Annotated in this window: 15 protein-coding genes; 9 read left to right on the forward strand and 6 right to left on the reverse strand. The window is 70.0% G+C overall.

What is annotated here, in order from left to right; genetic code table 11:
* Positions 1-13 precede the first annotated feature (13 nt).
* Genes ACSHV8_RS03645 through ACSHV8_RS03655 form a run of 3 tightly spaced genes read left to right on the forward strand, consistent with a single transcriptional unit; the run spans position 14 to position 2,298 of the window.
* Complete coding sequence (locus ACSHV8_RS03645) at positions 14-571, forward strand: RNA polymerase sigma factor (RefSeq protein WP_436529337.1); 558 nt, start codon at positions 14-16, stop codon at positions 569-571.
* Positions 564-1,286 carry a hypothetical protein gene (locus ACSHV8_RS03650; RefSeq protein WP_436529339.1) on the forward strand — a complete coding sequence of 241 codons (723 nt, stop codon included), beginning with the start codon at positions 564-566 and terminating at the stop codon, positions 1,284-1,286. Before ACSHV8_RS03645 ends, ACSHV8_RS03650 begins: the two co-directional genes overlap by 8 nt.
* A gap of 16 nt (positions 1,287-1,302) precedes the next feature.
* Entirely contained in the window at positions 1,303-2,298 is a 996-nt protein-coding gene (locus ACSHV8_RS03655) for a glycoside hydrolase family 6 protein (protein WP_436529340.1), read from the forward strand.
* A 4-nt stretch (positions 2,299-2,302) separates the two neighbouring features.
* Here ACSHV8_RS03655 and ACSHV8_RS03660 read toward each other — a convergent pair whose 3' ends face one another.
* Entirely contained in the window at positions 2,303-2,839 is a 537-nt protein-coding gene (locus ACSHV8_RS03660; RefSeq protein WP_436529342.1) for a DUF4240 domain-containing protein, read from the reverse strand.
* Positions 2,840-2,924: 85 nt separating this feature from the next.
* Between ACSHV8_RS03660 and ACSHV8_RS03665 the strand changes: the two genes are divergently transcribed.
* On the forward strand, positions 2,925-3,179 hold the full coding sequence (locus tag ACSHV8_RS03665; protein ID WP_436529344.1) for a hypothetical protein: 255 nt from the start codon (positions 2,925-2,927) through the stop codon (positions 3,177-3,179).
* A 3-nt stretch (positions 3,180-3,182) separates the two neighbouring features.
* On the opposite strand, the gene ACSHV8_RS03670 is transcribed toward ACSHV8_RS03665, so the two are convergent.
* The 3 genes from ACSHV8_RS03670 to ACSHV8_RS03680 all read right to left on the reverse strand — a co-directional run bounded on the left by ACSHV8_RS03670 (position 3,183) and on the right by ACSHV8_RS03680 (position 7,788).
* Positions 3,183-4,007: an SCO6745 family protein gene (locus ACSHV8_RS03670; RefSeq protein ID WP_436529346.1), complete on the reverse strand. Its 825-nt coding sequence runs from the start codon at positions 4,005-4,007 to the stop codon at positions 3,183-3,185.
* Between the two features lie 146 nt (positions 4,008-4,153).
* Positions 4,154-6,103, reverse strand: a complete 1,950-nt coding sequence (locus ACSHV8_RS03675) for a galactose oxidase-like domain-containing protein (RefSeq protein ID WP_436529348.1) — start codon at positions 6,101-6,103, stop codon at positions 4,154-4,156.
* Positions 6,100-7,788, reverse strand: a complete 1,689-nt coding sequence (locus ACSHV8_RS03680) for a glycosyltransferase family 2 protein (protein WP_436529350.1) — start codon at positions 7,786-7,788, stop codon at positions 6,100-6,102. The genes ACSHV8_RS03675 and ACSHV8_RS03680 overlap by 4 nt, the downstream gene beginning before the upstream one ends.
* A 262-nt stretch (positions 7,789-8,050) precedes the next feature.
* Here ACSHV8_RS03680 and ACSHV8_RS03685 point away from each other — a divergent pair, with 262 nt between their 5' ends.
* Positions 8,051-8,326, forward strand: a complete 276-nt coding sequence (locus tag ACSHV8_RS03685; RefSeq protein WP_436529352.1) for a hypothetical protein — start codon at positions 8,051-8,053, stop codon at positions 8,324-8,326.
* A 127-nt stretch (positions 8,327-8,453) separates the two neighbouring features.
* Positions 8,454-9,407: an alpha/beta hydrolase gene (locus ACSHV8_RS03690; RefSeq protein WP_436529354.1), complete on the forward strand. Its 954-nt coding sequence runs from the start codon at positions 8,454-8,456 to the stop codon at positions 9,405-9,407.
* A 648-nt stretch (positions 9,408-10,055) separates the two neighbouring features.
* Here ACSHV8_RS03690 and ACSHV8_RS03695 read toward each other — a convergent pair.
* Positions 10,056-10,685: an isochorismatase family protein gene (locus tag ACSHV8_RS03695; protein WP_436529356.1), complete on the reverse strand. Its 630-nt coding sequence runs from the start codon at positions 10,683-10,685 to the stop codon at positions 10,056-10,058.
* Positions 10,685-11,878 carry a CaiB/BaiF CoA transferase family protein gene (locus tag ACSHV8_RS03700; protein ID WP_436529358.1) on the reverse strand — a complete coding sequence of 398 codons (1,194 nt, stop codon included), beginning with the start codon at positions 11,876-11,878 and terminating at the stop codon, positions 10,685-10,687. The genes ACSHV8_RS03695 and ACSHV8_RS03700 overlap by 1 nt, the downstream gene beginning before the upstream one ends.
* Before the next feature lie 56 nt (positions 11,879-11,934).
* Between ACSHV8_RS03700 and ACSHV8_RS03705 the strand changes: the two genes are divergently transcribed.
* The 3 genes from ACSHV8_RS03705 to ACSHV8_RS03715 all read left to right on the forward strand — a co-directional run bounded on the left by ACSHV8_RS03705 (position 11,935) and on the right by ACSHV8_RS03715 (position 15,585).
* Positions 11,935-13,080 carry a hydroxymethylglutaryl-CoA lyase gene (locus tag ACSHV8_RS03705; protein ID WP_436529360.1) on the forward strand — a complete coding sequence of 382 codons (1,146 nt, stop codon included), beginning with the start codon at positions 11,935-11,937 and terminating at the stop codon, positions 13,078-13,080.
* Positions 13,081-13,255: 175 nt separating this feature from the next.
* On the forward strand, positions 13,256-14,743 hold the full coding sequence (locus ACSHV8_RS03710; protein ID WP_436529362.1) for a class I adenylate-forming enzyme family protein: 1,488 nt from the start codon (positions 13,256-13,258) through the stop codon (positions 14,741-14,743).
* Positions 14,740-15,585, forward strand: coding sequence for a DUF4437 domain-containing protein (locus ACSHV8_RS03715; protein WP_436529363.1), 846 nt, complete (start codon positions 14,740-14,742; stop codon positions 15,583-15,585). Before ACSHV8_RS03710 ends, ACSHV8_RS03715 begins: the two co-directional genes overlap by 4 nt.
* Positions 15,586-15,641: the final 56 nt, after the last annotated feature.

The raw sequence follows: 15,641 nt of genomic DNA on the forward strand, positions 1-15,641 counted from the left end.
GTGTCCTATCTGTGTGGCAGCAGACGAGGCGGCCGTCGTGGCGCGAGCGCGCGCGGGGGACCTGGACGCCTACGAGATCCTGGTCGAACGCTGCACCGCGCCCGCACACCGGGCGGCCGTGCTGCTCGGCGCCGGCGCGGACGCGGACGACGTGGTGCAGGAGGCGTTCGTGAAGGCGTACCGGCAGCTCGGCCGTTATCGCGGCGACGCCGGGTTCAAGGCGTGGCTGCTGGCGATCGTCGCCAACGAGACCCGCAACCTGGTGCGCTCGCGGCGACGCCGGGACGGGCTGCTGCAGCGGGCCGGGGTGCGGGCCGGCCCGGAACCGCACGAACCCGATCCGGCCGAGTCGGCGGTCGCCGGGGAGCGGCGGCGGTTCCTGCTCGACCGGTTGCGCGCGCTCGACGCCCGCGACCGGGACGTGCTGGTCTGCCGATACCTGCTCGATCTGTCCGAGGCGGAGACCGCGATGACCCTCGGGCTGCCCCGCGGCACCGTCAAGTCGCGGACCGCGCGGGCCCTGGGCAAGCTGCGCGACCGGATGTCGGTGGAGGAGGTGCCCGGTGTCTGACCACGAGTTCAACGAGCTTGTCGCGGAGCTTCGTGAGCTGGGGCGTTCCTACCCCGTACCCGAGGCGATGGATCAGCGGGAAGCGGTCCGGCGGCGCCTGGCCAGGCCGGCCCCGCGCCGTCATCGCGCCCGTTTCTATCTGTCCGCGATCGTCGCGGCGCTGGTCATCGCCGTGGCGGCGATCTCGCCGGCCCGGGCCACGGTGGTCGGCGCGATCCTGCGACTCGCCGGGGTCGAGGTGCGGCAGGACCAGCCGCGCGGGCCGCTGCCGGCCACGCCCAGTCCGATTCCGTCCGTCCGGAGCGCGGATCTCGACGAGGCCCGTCGGGTGGCTCTCTTCCCGGTCGGGGTGCCGGACGCGCTGGGGTCGCCCGACCGGGTGCTTCTCGCCGATTCGGACAAAAACGGCGGGCCGCGTGTGGTCTCGCTGCTCTATCGGGACGGTACGGTGCGTTTTGACCAGTTCGACGGGGCGCTGGACCCAGTGTTCCTGAAGGCGACGACGAACGCGGAGTGGGTGACTCTCGGTGATGGCGCGCTCTGGCTGTCCGAGCCGCACCCGGTCACCTACGTCGGGCGCGACGGCGTGAGCCGGACCGAGACCGCCCACCTGGCCGGGCCGACGCTGATCTGGGTGAACGGGAGCGTCACCTACCGGCTGGAGGGACTGACGACGCTCGAGGAGGCGCTGACGGTGGCCCGCTCGGTGCGCTGACAGGCTTGAAGGGGATATGAGAGTTCGTTTTGTGGTTCTGGCCGTCGTCGCCTGCACGGTGCTCGTGGCCTGCTCCGACGACCCGGAACCCAAGCCCGCCCCGACGACGGCCAGCCCGTCCGCGTCCGTCGAGCAGTTCTACGCCGAACCGTCCGGGCCGGCCGTCGCCCAGGTCCAGCAGTGGACCGCGGAAGGCCGGACCGCGGACGCCACCGCGGTGAAACGCATCGCCGACGCGCCGACCGCGGTCTGGTTCGCCGACGCCGACCCCGGCTTCGCCGACAAGGCCCGCGACCTGGTCACCTCGGCCCAGGTCGCCGGGCGGACGCCGGTGCTGGTCGCCTACTACGTCCCGCAGCGCGACTGCGGCGGCCACTCGGGCGGCGGCGCGCCCGACGCGGACGCCTACCGCCAGTGGATCGCGCAGCTGGCCGCCGCAGTCAACGGCTCCCCGGCGCTGGTCGTCCTGGAACCGGACGCGGTCACGCACGTACTGCAGAATTGTCTTTCCCCGGAAGCGACGCAGGAACGCTATCAACTCCTCGGGGAGGCCATCCGGGCGTTCAAGGCCGACCCGTGGGTGCGCGTCTACCTCGACGGCGGCAATCCGGGCTGGGTCAAGGACGTCGACCGCGTCGTCGATTCCCTGCGCAAAGCGGGCGTCAGCGACGCCGACGGGTTCAGCCTCAACGTCGCCAACTTCGAAACCACCCAAGCCAACATCGATTACGGTACGGCCATCTCCGACCGTCTCGCCGGAAAGCACTTCGTCATCGACACCAGTCGCAACGGCAACGGCCCGGCCGAGACCGCGGGGTCCGGGGACGGCCACTGGTGCAACCCGCCCGGCCGCGCCCTCGGCCCGGCCCCGACCACCCAGACCGGCCACGCCCGCGTCGACGCCTACCTGTGGGTCAAACGCCCCGGCGAATCCGACGGCGCCTGCGGCGGCGGCGCCCCCGAGGCCGGCCGGTGGTGGCCCGAGTACGCCCTCTCCCTGGCCACCAGCTGAGGCGTCAACGCAGTTCGGGGCGGCCGAGTTCGGGGTGCCGCTCCCGGAAGGCGGTCAACCTCGGGAACCGCTGCCGGGCGACGTCCTGATCGGCGACGTCCACATGCTCGCCGGCCCGGTCGTCGGGCTCATCCGGGTCGTAGCCCAGCGGCCAGGTGCCGCTGACGACGATGTGCGCCTCGGTGGTGAACTCGCCGAACCACTGCGCGCGGGCGTTACCCGCATCCGCGGCGAGCTCGACGAGGCTGTCCGGGTCCGCGACCACGCGCCCGGCCACGGTCTGGCCGTACGAGATGATCCAGTCCAGAATCGGGTCCAGGTCCTCCTCCTCGACGGCACCGAGCAGCAGGCAGACCGCGTCGGTCACCGGCCAGGTGTCCAGGCGGGTTCTGATCCGTTCCCAGATCCGGACGAACTCCACGACCTCGGGTGCGTTCAGCACGCGGAGGCGGCGGAACAGGAGACGCGAGGTCAGCTCGGTGTCGTCGCCGCTCTCCCGCCGGCTGTCGGCGACGAGTTCCCAGAACCGTTCCTCGTCCATCGCCGGACCGCTCCTGCCGTGACGGTGAATCAGGGTCGAACGGATGATCCTCCATGGTTGATCGTGGCGCCTAGCCTCGGCTGTCATGGGATGGATCAAGGATGCCAAGGCGAACACGCTCGGCGCGGAAGCGCAGAAGGCGTTCGCGAACGGGGACTGGTATTTCGCGCCGCGGCTCAACTCACCGGCCACTGGTCACCAACTGTCCGGGAACATCAGCGACTGGACCATCATGCTTGAGGCGATCACCAAGGCGGGCTGGGTGCTGCAGCACTGGAGTGTCGCCCAGGACAAGGGCGGCCGCCCCGAGGCGTACCCGCTGTTCGTGCGCCGTCAGTGACGGTCAGTCCTCGGCGGCGCGCAGGGCGGCGGCGATCGGTTCGAGGCCGGCGATCAGCTCGTCCAGCTCGTCCGGGGTGAGCACGTCGTAGGCCGGCGCCGCGAGATCGTCGGTCAGGGACTCGATGCGTTCGCGGGTCTCGCGGCCCACGTCGGTGAAGCCGCCGTCGGCGTTCACCAGGCCGCGGGCGCGCAGGCCGTCGATGACCGCGGCCAGCTGTTTCTTCGGCAGGTGGTGGATGCGGCCGAACTTCTCGGCCCGCATGCCCATGGTGAGCGCGAGCAGGACGTGCGATTCGGTGCCGCTGATGCCGTGGGCCAGCAGGACGGCGTTGTGGCCGTCCCCGCGGTGTTCGCGCAGCAGCGTCGCCGAGTGCCAGAGCCGGGCCAGGGGCTCCTCGGGCACGGCGAGCGCCCGCAGCCCGGCGTAGAGCGCGCGGCCCTCGGTCGGCGCGCTGAGTCCGGCCCGGGTGGTCAGGTCGGCGAGCCGGGTCAGGTTCGGTGCGTCGGCGAGTTCGCCGATCCGCCGGCGCATCGCGTCGGTGCTGCCCCGCTCGCGGACGGCGATCGCCTCCTGCGGGGTGGTCTTGCCCCACACCCACGGGATGTGCCGGGCCACCTCGCCCTCGGCGAAGTTGTAGAAGACCGCGTGCACGACCTCGGCCGGCGCCGTCCCGAGCGGCGCGGCGCGACCGGCGAAGTAGCCGTCCCAGTAGTTGCGCATGCCGATGGCCAGGAACGCCTCGTTCGGCACGTCGGAGAAGGTGACCGTGCCGATCGGCTCGACCAGCTCGGACATCCGGTGGATCTTGGACTGCGGGTGCGGCATCGGTCTCTCCCTCGGTGGTGGCTTTACCCGACCTACGAACGGCGAACCCCGGATCCGACAGCCGTGCCCGAACTGATTGCCGGGACGCGGGCCGGCCGGTGGAGATCCCGGCCGGCCCGCGTATGTCCGTACCGAATAATCGTGTTTCAAGAAACGTGGACCCACTTGGCGGGGGAGGGGACGCCGCCGGTGTCGGTGAGGAACAGCATGTACCAGCCGGGCGGGATCAGGCCGCGCTCCTTCGGGATCTGGACCATGACCCCGCCGGTCGTGCGGCGCAGGGCGAGCGCCACCGACCGCTGATCCACATCGGTCGCGTGGGTGACCGCGGCCGGCCGGATCAGGCGGGCCGTCTCGATGCGGGCGGCGTCCGGGGTCGCGTACTGGACGACGGCGCCGCGGGCGACCTCGGACGGGCCGCCGACGATGGACGGGCGGGCGCCCTTGAACAGATACGGCGGGCTGTAGATCTCGATGCGCTGCTCGAAGACTCCCGGATTCTTTCCCGTACGGTCGTAGATCGGATCACTGCCCATGGTGATCACCCGACCGTCCGGCAGCAGCAGCGCCTCCGAGTGGTAGTCGCGGCCGACGGTCGGCGCGGCGGCGGTCCGGAACGCGTTGGCCCCCACGTCGTAGATCTGGGCGGTGAGCAGGTCGCTGCGCATCTGCCCGTGGTACGGCCCGCCGCGATATCCCTCCGAACCGCCGCTGGTGAAGACCGTGTCGTCGGGCAGGATGACGGCGTTCAGGTAGCGCGTCGGGTTGGGCAGGTCCGGCCCGGGTTCGTAGACCGGGTGTTTGGCCGACAGGTCGGCGATCGCGGTCCGGGCGGTGGAGACCGGGGAGTCGCCGACCGCGCCGCCGCCCAGGATCATGACGCGCTGCTTCTGGGCCGGGGGCAGCAGGACGGACGCGCTGGTCTCGGTCATCGTGCCGTCGCGCAGGCCGGGCACCGGCTGGAAGTCGTTGTTGCGCATGTTCCAGAGGCCGGGGGTGCGGCCCTCGGTGGCCGAGCCGTACCCGGCGTTGGACCCGGAGAAGAACAGCCGCTCGTCGCGGGTGACGAACAGCGCCGGATACGTCGGGAACATCCGGGTCAGTTTGGGGGCGGCGACCCAGCGTTTGTCCTTGGCGTAGTAGACCTCGTTGCGTCCGGGCAGCATCCGGCCGAACTGATCGAGACCGGACACGGCGATCACGTTGCCGCCGGACAGGGGAGCCAGGGTCGGGTACCACCGGTGGTCGGTGAGGTTCCCGGTCCGGACGTACTGCTCGGTCTTCGGGTCGAACTCGTAGGACGTGTTGTCCCCGCCGTACTCCTGCTTGTCCCGGCTGATCTTGTCGGCGACCCCGTACAGGTTGCGCCCGGCCACCCCGGTCAGCCCGGCGATCCGGTACTGGGCCGGCTGCTCGATGACCTGGCTGTTGCCGGCGATCAGGGCGTCGACCCAGACCTCGACCTCGCCGGCGTGCACCATGGTCTGCCCGGCGTGGACCATCTTCATGGCGGCCGGCACGCTCACGTCGGCCCGGGTGGCGTACTGCTTGCCGTCCGGGGCGAGGAAGACCGTGCCCTTCTTGACCGGCCGCGGCCCGCCGTCCGGCGACTCGTTCTTGATCTTCATGACGCCGGCCGCGAACTTGATGTTCTCGGGCAGCACCTCGTACGACTTGGTGCCCCCGGCCACCAGCAGTTTGCCGTCGGCCAGGAACGTGTGCCCGCCGCAGAACATGTCGGTCGGCGTCGGGACCAGCGAGTACTTGTCGGTGGCGGGGTCCCAGAGGATCGTCTTGAACGTGCCGGCCTCGAAGTTCTGCCGGTTGTTGCCGGAGCCGGCGACGATCAGGACCTTGCCGGTGCTGAGCAGAGCGGCGTGGATTGCGTTGATCTTGAAGGCGTCCGGCACGGTCAGCATCGACCAGTGGCCGTAGGTCTCCTTGTAGGCCGGTCGATCGATCTTGTACTCGTGGTACTCGTCGGCGGCGAAGACCACGATCGGGCGGTTGGCGATGGCGACCGCGGCGACGGCCGGGAGCACGGCGGCGCCCCGGAGCAGGCGGCGGGCCAGCGTGGGTTTGGGTCGGGGGATCATGCGTACGTCCTAATCGGCTCTTTTGTTCGTTGTTGTGGGATGCGCGCGGGCGTGGGCGATGGGCCGCGCCCGCACGCCCAGAGGACCGGCGGGGCCAGGCAGAGCGCCAGGTTGAGGCTCGGCCAGAGCCACATCAGTCCGTGTGTGCGACCGGTGACGACCGCCGTGACCAGCAGGAACGCGAAGAACGCGGCCCAGTTGAGGTGCGACCGGAACGTGGCGATCCGATCGGGGCTGGCCGAGTCGCCCTTCGGGGTGACGACAAAACCGGCCCGTTTGCGCAGCAGCGTCTGCCGGAACGAGGCGACGTAGACCGGCGCGCACAGCGTCGACAGCAGCATCCCGGTCAGCCCGGAGGAGCCGGCCTCCTCGTGCGGGCTGACGTTGTGCCGCCGATTCCACAGGTAGAGGCCGACCTGGAAGAGCGCCGCGTCGACGTAGAGCATCGACCACACCTGCTGCGGCACCTGCACGCCGCGGAAACCGAGCACGATGTGCCCGAACGCGGTCGCGGTGCCGAGCAGCCAGGCCACCGCGGTCAGCGGGTAGTAGGCCATCAGCAGCCCGTAGTGCAGCGACCGGCGGAAACCGAGCCCGCGGATCCGCTTCCAGAACCCGGCCACACACACCTCGTCGGTGCCACGGGACCAGCGGTGCTGCTGGCTGAACAGGTCGGTCCAGGACGACGGGCCCTCGCCGACCGCCAGCACGTCCGGCGTGTAGACCGAACTCCAGCGCCGCCCGGTCGCCGGGTTACGCGCCGAGTGGATCGCCAGGCTGGTCGCCATGTCCTCGGTGATCGAGTCCTGAAGACCACCCACACTGCGAAGAGCCTTGATGCGTACGGCGTTGTTGGTCCCCACCAGCATCGGCGCGCCCAGCTTGTTCCCGGCCCGCTGCAGCAGCGAGTGGAACAGGTACTGCTGTGATTCCGCCCAGCGGGTGACCAGGTTGTCGTAGTTGCCGTAGATCTGCGGCCCGACCACGAACGCCACGTCCGGGTCCCGGAAGTAGCCGAGCAGCCGCTCGCAGAACGACGGCAGCGGCACGTGATCCGGGTCGACCGAGACGAACACGTCGTACTCGTCGCCGTGCGCGTCCATCCAGGCGTTGTAGTTCCCGTGCTTGGTCTTCGCCTTGAAAGCACCGCCCTCGGCGTTCCATTTGAGTACGCCCTTACGGCTGAAGTGGTTGGCCCCGACCCGCTTGCACATCTGTTTGACCTGGTCGTCGTCCCCCTCGTCGAGCAACCAGACGTCCGGGCCCTCGTAGATCCGGCGGGCCGCCCGCAGAGTGCCCTCGACCATCTCGATCGGCTCCTTGCCGGGCACGATCGTGGTGAGGAAGGCGACCCGCAGCCGCCGGTCCGGCGGGACCGGCACCGGGTCACGCGCCCGCAGCGTGGCCAGACACAGGGTCACCACGTTGACCAGGCGGAACAGTTCGATCAGGGCGATCGCGGCGACCATGATCATGGTCGGGACGGTGAGCCCGCCGGCCAGGTCGGCCGAGGTGAGCAGCCAGCCGAAGAACGTCGCCTCCAGCGTGAACGCGAATCCCGCGATCAGGAGGCTGCGCACCGGGCGATGGCGGGTCAGGCGCTTGAGCCGGACCCGGTAGTCGCCCTCGGGGGCCGGATCCGGGGACCCGGCCAGGCGGCTGAAGCTGTCGTAGTCGTAGGGCATCGTGCTCCCTGAGCAATGTGGACAGACGGCCCGGTCGCGCACAGCACGCATTTACTGTTATTTCAGAGGTGAACCGGATTTTCCGGGCACAACTGGACAGTAGTCAGTGATCACCGGCCGTGGACATCCCCGCTACCCGATCGTGGGAGGGAGCGACCCCGTGGAGATCGTCGGGAAACCGTCGAACCGATACGCCCTGTGATCCGTTTTCACTGACAGGCGGACGAATTCAGCCCGCTTCTGATCCGACAAGGCGGTGGCGATGCTGATCCTGTTCCTGCTCATCCTGGTCCTGGTCGCCGCCTGCGTGCTCGCAGTGCGGGGGGTCCGTGCCGAGGCGCGGAAAACGGAAGAACCGCTGCTGGTGCCCGAGGCCTTCTTCGCTCCGCAGAGCCTGGAAGGCGTCCTCTGCACCCAGCTGATGGAGGGCGAGATCACTCGCCGCCAATACGCGCGATCGATGGAGGGCATCGCCGCGCGGGACGAGGAGCGTCACCCGCTCGTCGTCCCGTGGCATCTCGGCGCCGGCGAGGAGTGACGCAGCGCGACGAAGCCCGGCGCCTCAGGCGCCGGGCTTTTTTGTGCCCGGCCTTGACACTCGAACATCGAAACACGTTAATGGAAACACTGTTTCGGAGAGTGTGACGGCTGACCCTGGAGGTCTCGTGTCCCTGTCCCGCCTGCTCGCCGCCGTGGTCCTGACCTCGGCGGCACTGCTCACCGTCCCAACGCCCGCGTCCGCGGCCGCGACCGTCGTCACCAACACGGTCGACGTCCCCTGCGGCAGCGGGACGCTGCACCCGGCCGCCGACTGGTACTTCCCGGCCACCACCAGCCCGAAGGCGCTGGTCTACCTGCAGCACGGCTTCTCCCGCTCCAAGAGCAACATGGCCGCACTGGCCGGCAAGTACCAGGCCGACGGATTCCTGGTCTTCGCGCCGACCCTGCCCTCGTCCAACTCCTCCGGCTGCACGGTCAACAACACCGGCAGCAACCCGGCCTTCCTGGCCGGCGTCGCCGCCTGGTTCGGCAGCCCCACCAGCAACCTCGCCACCAGCTACGCCGCCGCCGCGACCACCGCCGGGCGCACCGGAAGCACCCTGCCCACCAAGTTCGTCCTGGCCGGGCACTCGGCCGGCGGCGACGCGGTCACCTACGTGGCCGGGCTCATCAAGACGACCTACCCGGCCGCGTTCACCAACCTGCGCTACCTGCAGCTGCTCGACCCGGTGAAATCCCCGTCCGGCACCAACATGGCGACCGGGCTGGCCGCGCTGGCGAGCACCTCGCTGCCGATCTACACGATCTCGTCGCCGCCCTACACCGCCAACAGCAACGCCAGCGGCACCGCCCAGCTGATCACGTCCCTGCCGTCCCGCACCTTCCTCGGCGTCCGCCTGACCACCGGCAGCCATTGCGACGCCGAAGGATCCAGCACCAACTTCCTGTGCACGCTGACCGCCGGCTCGTCCAAGGCGGCCAACGTGACCGCCCTGCAGACCCTGGCCGTCGCCTGGACCAACGACGCGGTGGCCGGCACCATGACGTCCTCGTACTACCCCGGCGGCACCTACTACCAGTCCCTGCTCACCGCCAACACGATCGTCACCCTCCCTTAAAACCCCTTTCCGGTACGTCCGTGAGCCGCCCGTGGGGATGGGCGGCTCACGCCCCACCCTCACCCCAGCCGCAACGCGCTCTCCCGGCGGGGCCCGCCAGCCTGCGGCCCACTCCCGCCCCCGTCCGCGACCCACTCTCCCGGCGGGGCACGCCAGCCTGCGGCCCACTCCCGCCCCCGTCCGCGACCCACTCTCCCGGCGGGGCACGCCAGCCTGCGGCCCACTCCCGCCTCCGGCCGCGACCCACTCTCCCAGCTGGCGCTCACGGTTGCTTCCCGGGCCGTGAGACAGCCCTGGCGACCAGCCGACGGCTCGCGGCTGGTCGCCAGGGCTGCCTCGGGCCTGGGGAAGCAACCGTGAGAACCAGCTGCGAGGCCTAGCGGTGAGGCTGCGGGTCCCGGCTGGCGCTGAGGGTTGTCTCCCGGCGCCGGAGGCAGCCATGGGCGCCAGCTGCGTGCCGGCGGCTGGTGCTGGTGGTTGTGTTGGGGGCCTGGAAGCAGCCATGGGTGCCAGCTGCGTGCCGGCGGCTGGTGCTGGTGGTTGTGTCGGGGGTCCGGAGGCAGCGGTGGGCGCCGGCTGCGGGAGGCTGGCTGGTGCTGAGGGCTGTTTCCCGGGGTCCGGGACAGCCGTGAGCACCAGCTGGAAGGGTCAGCGAGCGGCGAGTTCGGTGAGGGCGTCGTCGAGGGAGAGGACGTCGGCGTACTTGGCGTCGAGGTCGAACAGGTTGGACTCGTGCGGGCCAGGCGCGCGGTCGGCGCAGGCCTCGCGGACGACCATCGGGCGGAAGCCGTGCTGCAGCGCGTCCAGGGCCGACGCCCGGACGCAGCCGCTCGTCGAATACCCGCCGATGACCAGGGTGTCGATGTGGTGCGAGGCCAGCCAGGCGGCCAGGGACGTGCCCGCGAACGCGCTCGCGTAATGCTTGACCACCACGAGCTCGCCCGGCGCGGGGGCGAGCGGCGGGGTGAACCCGGCGAACTCGCTGCCCTCGGCGAACGCCTTGAGCGCGGGCACCTTGGCCGCGAACAGCGGTGCTTCGGAGCAGGACGCGTCGGCGAAGTGGACCCGGGTCCAGATCACCGGGACGCCGGACGCGCGGGCCGACGCCGCCAGCGCGGACATGGCCTGCGCGGCGATCTCCCCGGTGCCCAGGTAGAGCGGCGAGTCGGGGTGGGTGTACGCGACCGCCGGGTCCACGAGTAGCACCGCGGGCCGGTCTCCCCAGCCCAGCCTGCGGGCGAACCCGGCGGTCGCGTAGTCCTCGTCGAGCCCGGCCATCAGATGATGCCGCGCTCGCGCAGCCCGGCCAGGTCGTCGTCGCCGAGGCCGAGAATGCCCCGGTAGATCTCGTCGTTACTGGCTCCCAGGGCCGGCCCGGGCCACTTCACCGCGCCCGGCGTCTCGGACAGTTTCGGGGCGACGTTCTGCATCTTCAGCGGCCCGAGTTCCGGATGGTCGACGGTCACCACCGCCTCGCGGGCCTGCACGTGCGGGTCGGCCAGGATGTCCTCGGCGGTGTAGATGCCGCCGGCCGGCACACCCGATTCGTGCAGCAGCGCGAGCAGTTTGGCCGCCGGAACGGTCACGGTCCACTCGCTGATCAACTGATCGAGTTCGGTCTGGTGTTCGCCGCGGGCGCCGTGCGTCGCATACCGTGGGTCGGCCGCCAGGTCGGGGCGGCCCATCACGTCGGCCAGGCGTCGGAACACCGTGTCCTGGTTGGCCGCGATCAGCACGTCGGAGCCGTCGGCGCTCGGGTAGACGTTGCTCGGCGCGACGTTGGGCAGGATCGGGCCGGTGCGCTCGCGACGATATCCGGCGACGTTCCACTCCGGGATCAGCGACTCCATCATGGCGAGGACCGCCTCGTAGATCGCCGAGTCGACGACCTGCCCGCGGCCGGTGCGCTCGCGGGCGTGCAGGGCGGCCAGGGTGCCGAAAGCCGCATAGGTCGCGGCGAGGGAGTCGCCGATCGAGATGCCGCTGCGTGACGGCGGCCGGTCGGCCTCGCCGGTCACATACCGCAGACCGCCCATCGCCTCACCGATCGACCCGAACCCGGCGCGAGGCGAGTACGGCCCGGTCTGACCGTAACCGGTCACCCGTACGAGAATGAGCCTGGGATTGATCTTGGAAAGCTCGTCGTAGGACAGGCCCCAGCGCTCCAGCGTGCCGGGGCGGAAGTTCTCCAGAAGCACGTCGGCGTGCTCGACCAGTCGCCGGACCAGCGCCTGCCCCTCGGGCTCGCGCAGGTTGCAGGTGACCGACTTCTTGTTCCGCGCGACGACCGGCCACCACAGCGACTGGCCGTGCGGCTTCTCCCGCCCCCACTGGCGCATCGGGTCGCCACGACCCGGATCCTCCAGCTTGATCACCTCGGCGCCGAAATCCCCGAGGAGCTGGCCGCAGAACGGGCCGGCGAGCAGGGTTCCGGTTTCCAGGACGCGAATGTCGGCGAGCGGCGCGGTCATGACAGCACCCTATCCTTGTGAAACGATGTTTCGCTAGACGGAACAGGGGGTGTCGGGTGGAGATCGTCGAGGTCGGTCCCCGGGACGGGTTGCAGAACGAGAAGAAAGTTCTTTCAACCAAGACCAAAATTGCTTACGTACGGCGGGCAGTCGCGGCCGGCCTGCGCAGACTTGAGGTGGCGGCGTTCGCACGCCCGGACCGCGTGCCGCAGATGGCCGACGCGGAGGACGTGCTGCGGGGCGTCCCGCGGTCCCACGACGTACGTTATGTCGCTCTGGTGTTGAACAACCGCGGCCTGGACCGCGCCTTGGCGCTGGGGGACGCCCGGCCCGACGAACTCAACTACGTCGTCGTCGCCACCGACGAATTCTCCCGCCGCAACCAGGGCGTGTCGACCATGCAGTCCCTCGCGGCGTTTCGCGACGTGGCCGCCCGTGCCCACGACGCCGGATTTTTCGTGACACTGACGGTGGCGGCGGCGTTCGGCTGCCCGTTCACCGGCGAGGTCCCGATCGACCGGGTCCGGTCGATCGTCGACGAGGCCGGCCCGCTCGACGAACTGTGCCTGGCCGACACCATCGGCGTAGGCGTCCCGCCCCAGGTCACCGACCTGGCCCACGCCGTCCGCGACACGTCACCATTCCGAGCCGCCACCGCCGCTGCCACTGCCGCCGGCCCCACCGCCGCTGCCACTGCCGCCGGCGCCACCGCTGCCGCCACCGCTGCCGCCACCGCCACCGCCACCGCCGCCACCGCCGCGGCCAGCGCCGCCGCTGGTGGCCCGTCGTCGCCCGGCGCGCCCGCAGGTGCTGGTCGTGACGCGGCACGGCCGCTGGTGCCGCACGGTGTCGCGTCGGTTCGGGCGCCTGCCGGGGTGACTGTGGTGGTTCCGCGACTGAGGGCGCACTTCCATAACACCCGTAATACCGGTTACGCGAACGCGATGGCCGCCGTCGCCGCGGGCTTCACCGCACTGGACAGCAGTATCGGCGGCATCGGGGGTTGCCCGTTCGCCCCCGCGGCCACCGGCAACATCGCGACCGAGGACCTGGCGTATCTGCTGGACCGTTCCGGCCTGGAAACCGGAGTCTCGGCGCCGGCCGCCGCGGAAGTCGGCTCCTGGATCGGCGCCGAACTAGGCATTAGCCCCGTTCCCGCCCAACTCGGGCGTGCCGGAAATTTCCCTTCTAAGGGGTTTTAGGGTATTGGTCGGCCCAACTGAACATGACCCACCCACCCTGAGGGGGGCCACCTCCACAGCCGTCAGTGTGGCGTGGATGGCCAAGATCGTGCTCGCGGGCTGTGGATAAGTCGCTGCTGTGGAAAACCTCCGCAGACCTTGCGCCCAGAATGGAAACGGTGTTTCCATTCTGGGCATGCTACGGGCGGGTGGGGCGGATCTGACGATCGCCGGCGGGATTCGGGAGTTCGGGCGGGCCACCCCGGGTGTGGTCGCGGTGCGCGACGGCGATCGGGACATCACCTACGCGGCGTTGGACGAGCGGTCGAGCCGGGTCGCCTGCGGCCTGCTGGCGATGGGTCTGCGGCCGGGCGAGCGGGTGGCTCTGCTCTGCGGGAACCGGTTGGAGTATCCGGAGGTCGCGGCCGGGGTCGCCAAGGCCGGGCTGGTGCTGGTGCCGGTCAATCCGCGGCTGGCCGGGCCCGAGGTCCGGTTCATCCTGGAGCATGCGGGGGCGCGGGCGCTGCTGGTGGACGAGGCGCTGGACGGGGCGGTTCACGACGTACGCATCAATAAGGTGTTGATCGGTCCTTCTTATGAGGCGTGGCTGGACGCGTCGGCGAGTGTGGATCCGTGGATCGCGGTGGATGAGCGGGATCCGTTCTGCATCGCCTACACCGCGGGGACGACCGGGGATCCGAAGGGTGTGCTGATCTCGCACCGGTCGCGCTGTCTGACGTTCTACGCGACGGCGCTGGAGTGGGGGATCGGGCCGGGGCGGCGGACGATCGCGGTGGCGCCGATGTATCACGGGGCCGGGTTCGCGTTCGCGTATGCGGCGGTCTACTGCGGTGGCACGGTCAGCATGTTGCGGTCGTTCGATCCGCACCGGCTGCTCGACGTGATCGAGCGGGACGGCGCGCAGTCGGTGTTCCTGGTCCCGACGCACGCGCAGCTGATCAGGCAGAACGTGCCCGAGGTGAAGCAGCTCAAGACGCTCGACACGCTCTACTTCAACGCCGCGGCCCTGCCGAAGGTGCTCAAGGAGTGGGTGTTCGAGGCGTTCCCCGGGGTCGGCGTGCACGAGCTGTACGGCTCGACCGAGGCCGGCGTGGTCACGAATCTGCGGCCGCCGGACGCACGGCGCAAGGCCGGTTCGGTCGGGCACCCGTGGTTCGCGACCGAGGTGCGGGTGGTGGGCGAGAACGGTCAGCCGGTCGAGGCGGGCGTCCCGGGCGAACTGTTCAGCCGATCGCCGTACCTGATGAATGGTTATCACGAGAATCCGGAGGCGACCGCGGCCTGTGTGACCGCGGACGGCTTCCTCACGTCGGGCGACATCGTGATCCGCGACGAGGAGGGCTTCATCTCCGTCGTGGACCGGGTCAAGGACGTGATCATCACGGGCGGGGTGAACGTGTACCCGCGCGACGTCGAGGAGGTCCTCCTCGCGCATCCGTCCGTGACCGAGTGTGCGGTGGTCGGCGAGCCCGACGACCGTTGGGGGGAAAGGGTTGTCGCTTACCTGGTCGGTCAGGGCCCGATCGAGCCCGACGTACTCGAGGCGTATCTGCGCGAACGGCTGGCCGGTTTCAAAGTCCCCAAGCAGTACCGGGCCGTCGCGGCGCTGCCCCGCAACGCCGCCGGCAAGATCCTGAAACGCGAGCTGAGGAGTACGCCGTGAGGGCACACGTCGAGCTGATCCACGAGGACGACTACATCTTCCACACCGGGGAGTTGCCGTTCGGCGAGGGCAGGATCCTGGAGCGTCGGCTGTCGACCGACGAGGAGGACGGCTCCTCGTCGCTGTCCCTGCACGCGACCGCCGACTGGGGTCGCAGCGCCGGGATCCCGCACGCCGACACCGAGTTCTACGTGGTCGAGGGGTCGCTGATCTATGGCGGTCAGGAGCTGGGCCCGGGTGGGTACATCCAGGTCCCGAAGGGCGCCCCGATGGACTGGATCAAGGTGCGGGAGGGGTCGCGGATCCTGCACTGGCGCGAATACGGAGATGCCGGATTCGACCCGCTGGTCTCGGTGAAGGAGACCGACGCCGAAGGAACCGCGACGGTGATCGACGCCACCACCATGGACTGGGTCGAGGCGCCGTCGGTCGGACCGCTCACCCCGCTCTACATCAAGCTGCTGCACCGCGACCCGAAGACCGGCTTCTACACCCGCCTGATCCGCGCCAAGAAGGGCTGGACCGACCACCGGCTGGCCCATCACCCCTGCTACGAGGAGTTCTACACGCTCGGCGGGAAGATGGCCTACAACTTCGGCGACATCGACGAGGGCACCTACTGCTTCCGCCCGGCCGGCGTGAAGCACGGCCACTTCATCGCCGAGACCGACATCGACTGGATCATCCGCTCGGACGGTGAGCTGATCAACTGGTACACCACCGAGGAGTGGGTCAAGTGGGGCGGCCACGCCGAGAACTACCCGCACGAGCACGCGCCGGTGATCTCGACGATGCCGGTCCGGTCCCGTTCGCGAGGTGAGTGGTCCGGCGACGGCATGTAAAAAAACCAATTATTCGGTACGGGGTGAAAGCTCCGCCCCCGTGCCGGACATGACGC

This window comes from Actinoplanes sp. HUAS TT8, from assembly GCF_051380535.1.
Classification (GTDB): Bacteria; Actinomycetota; Actinomycetes; order Mycobacteriales; family Micromonosporaceae; genus Actinoplanes.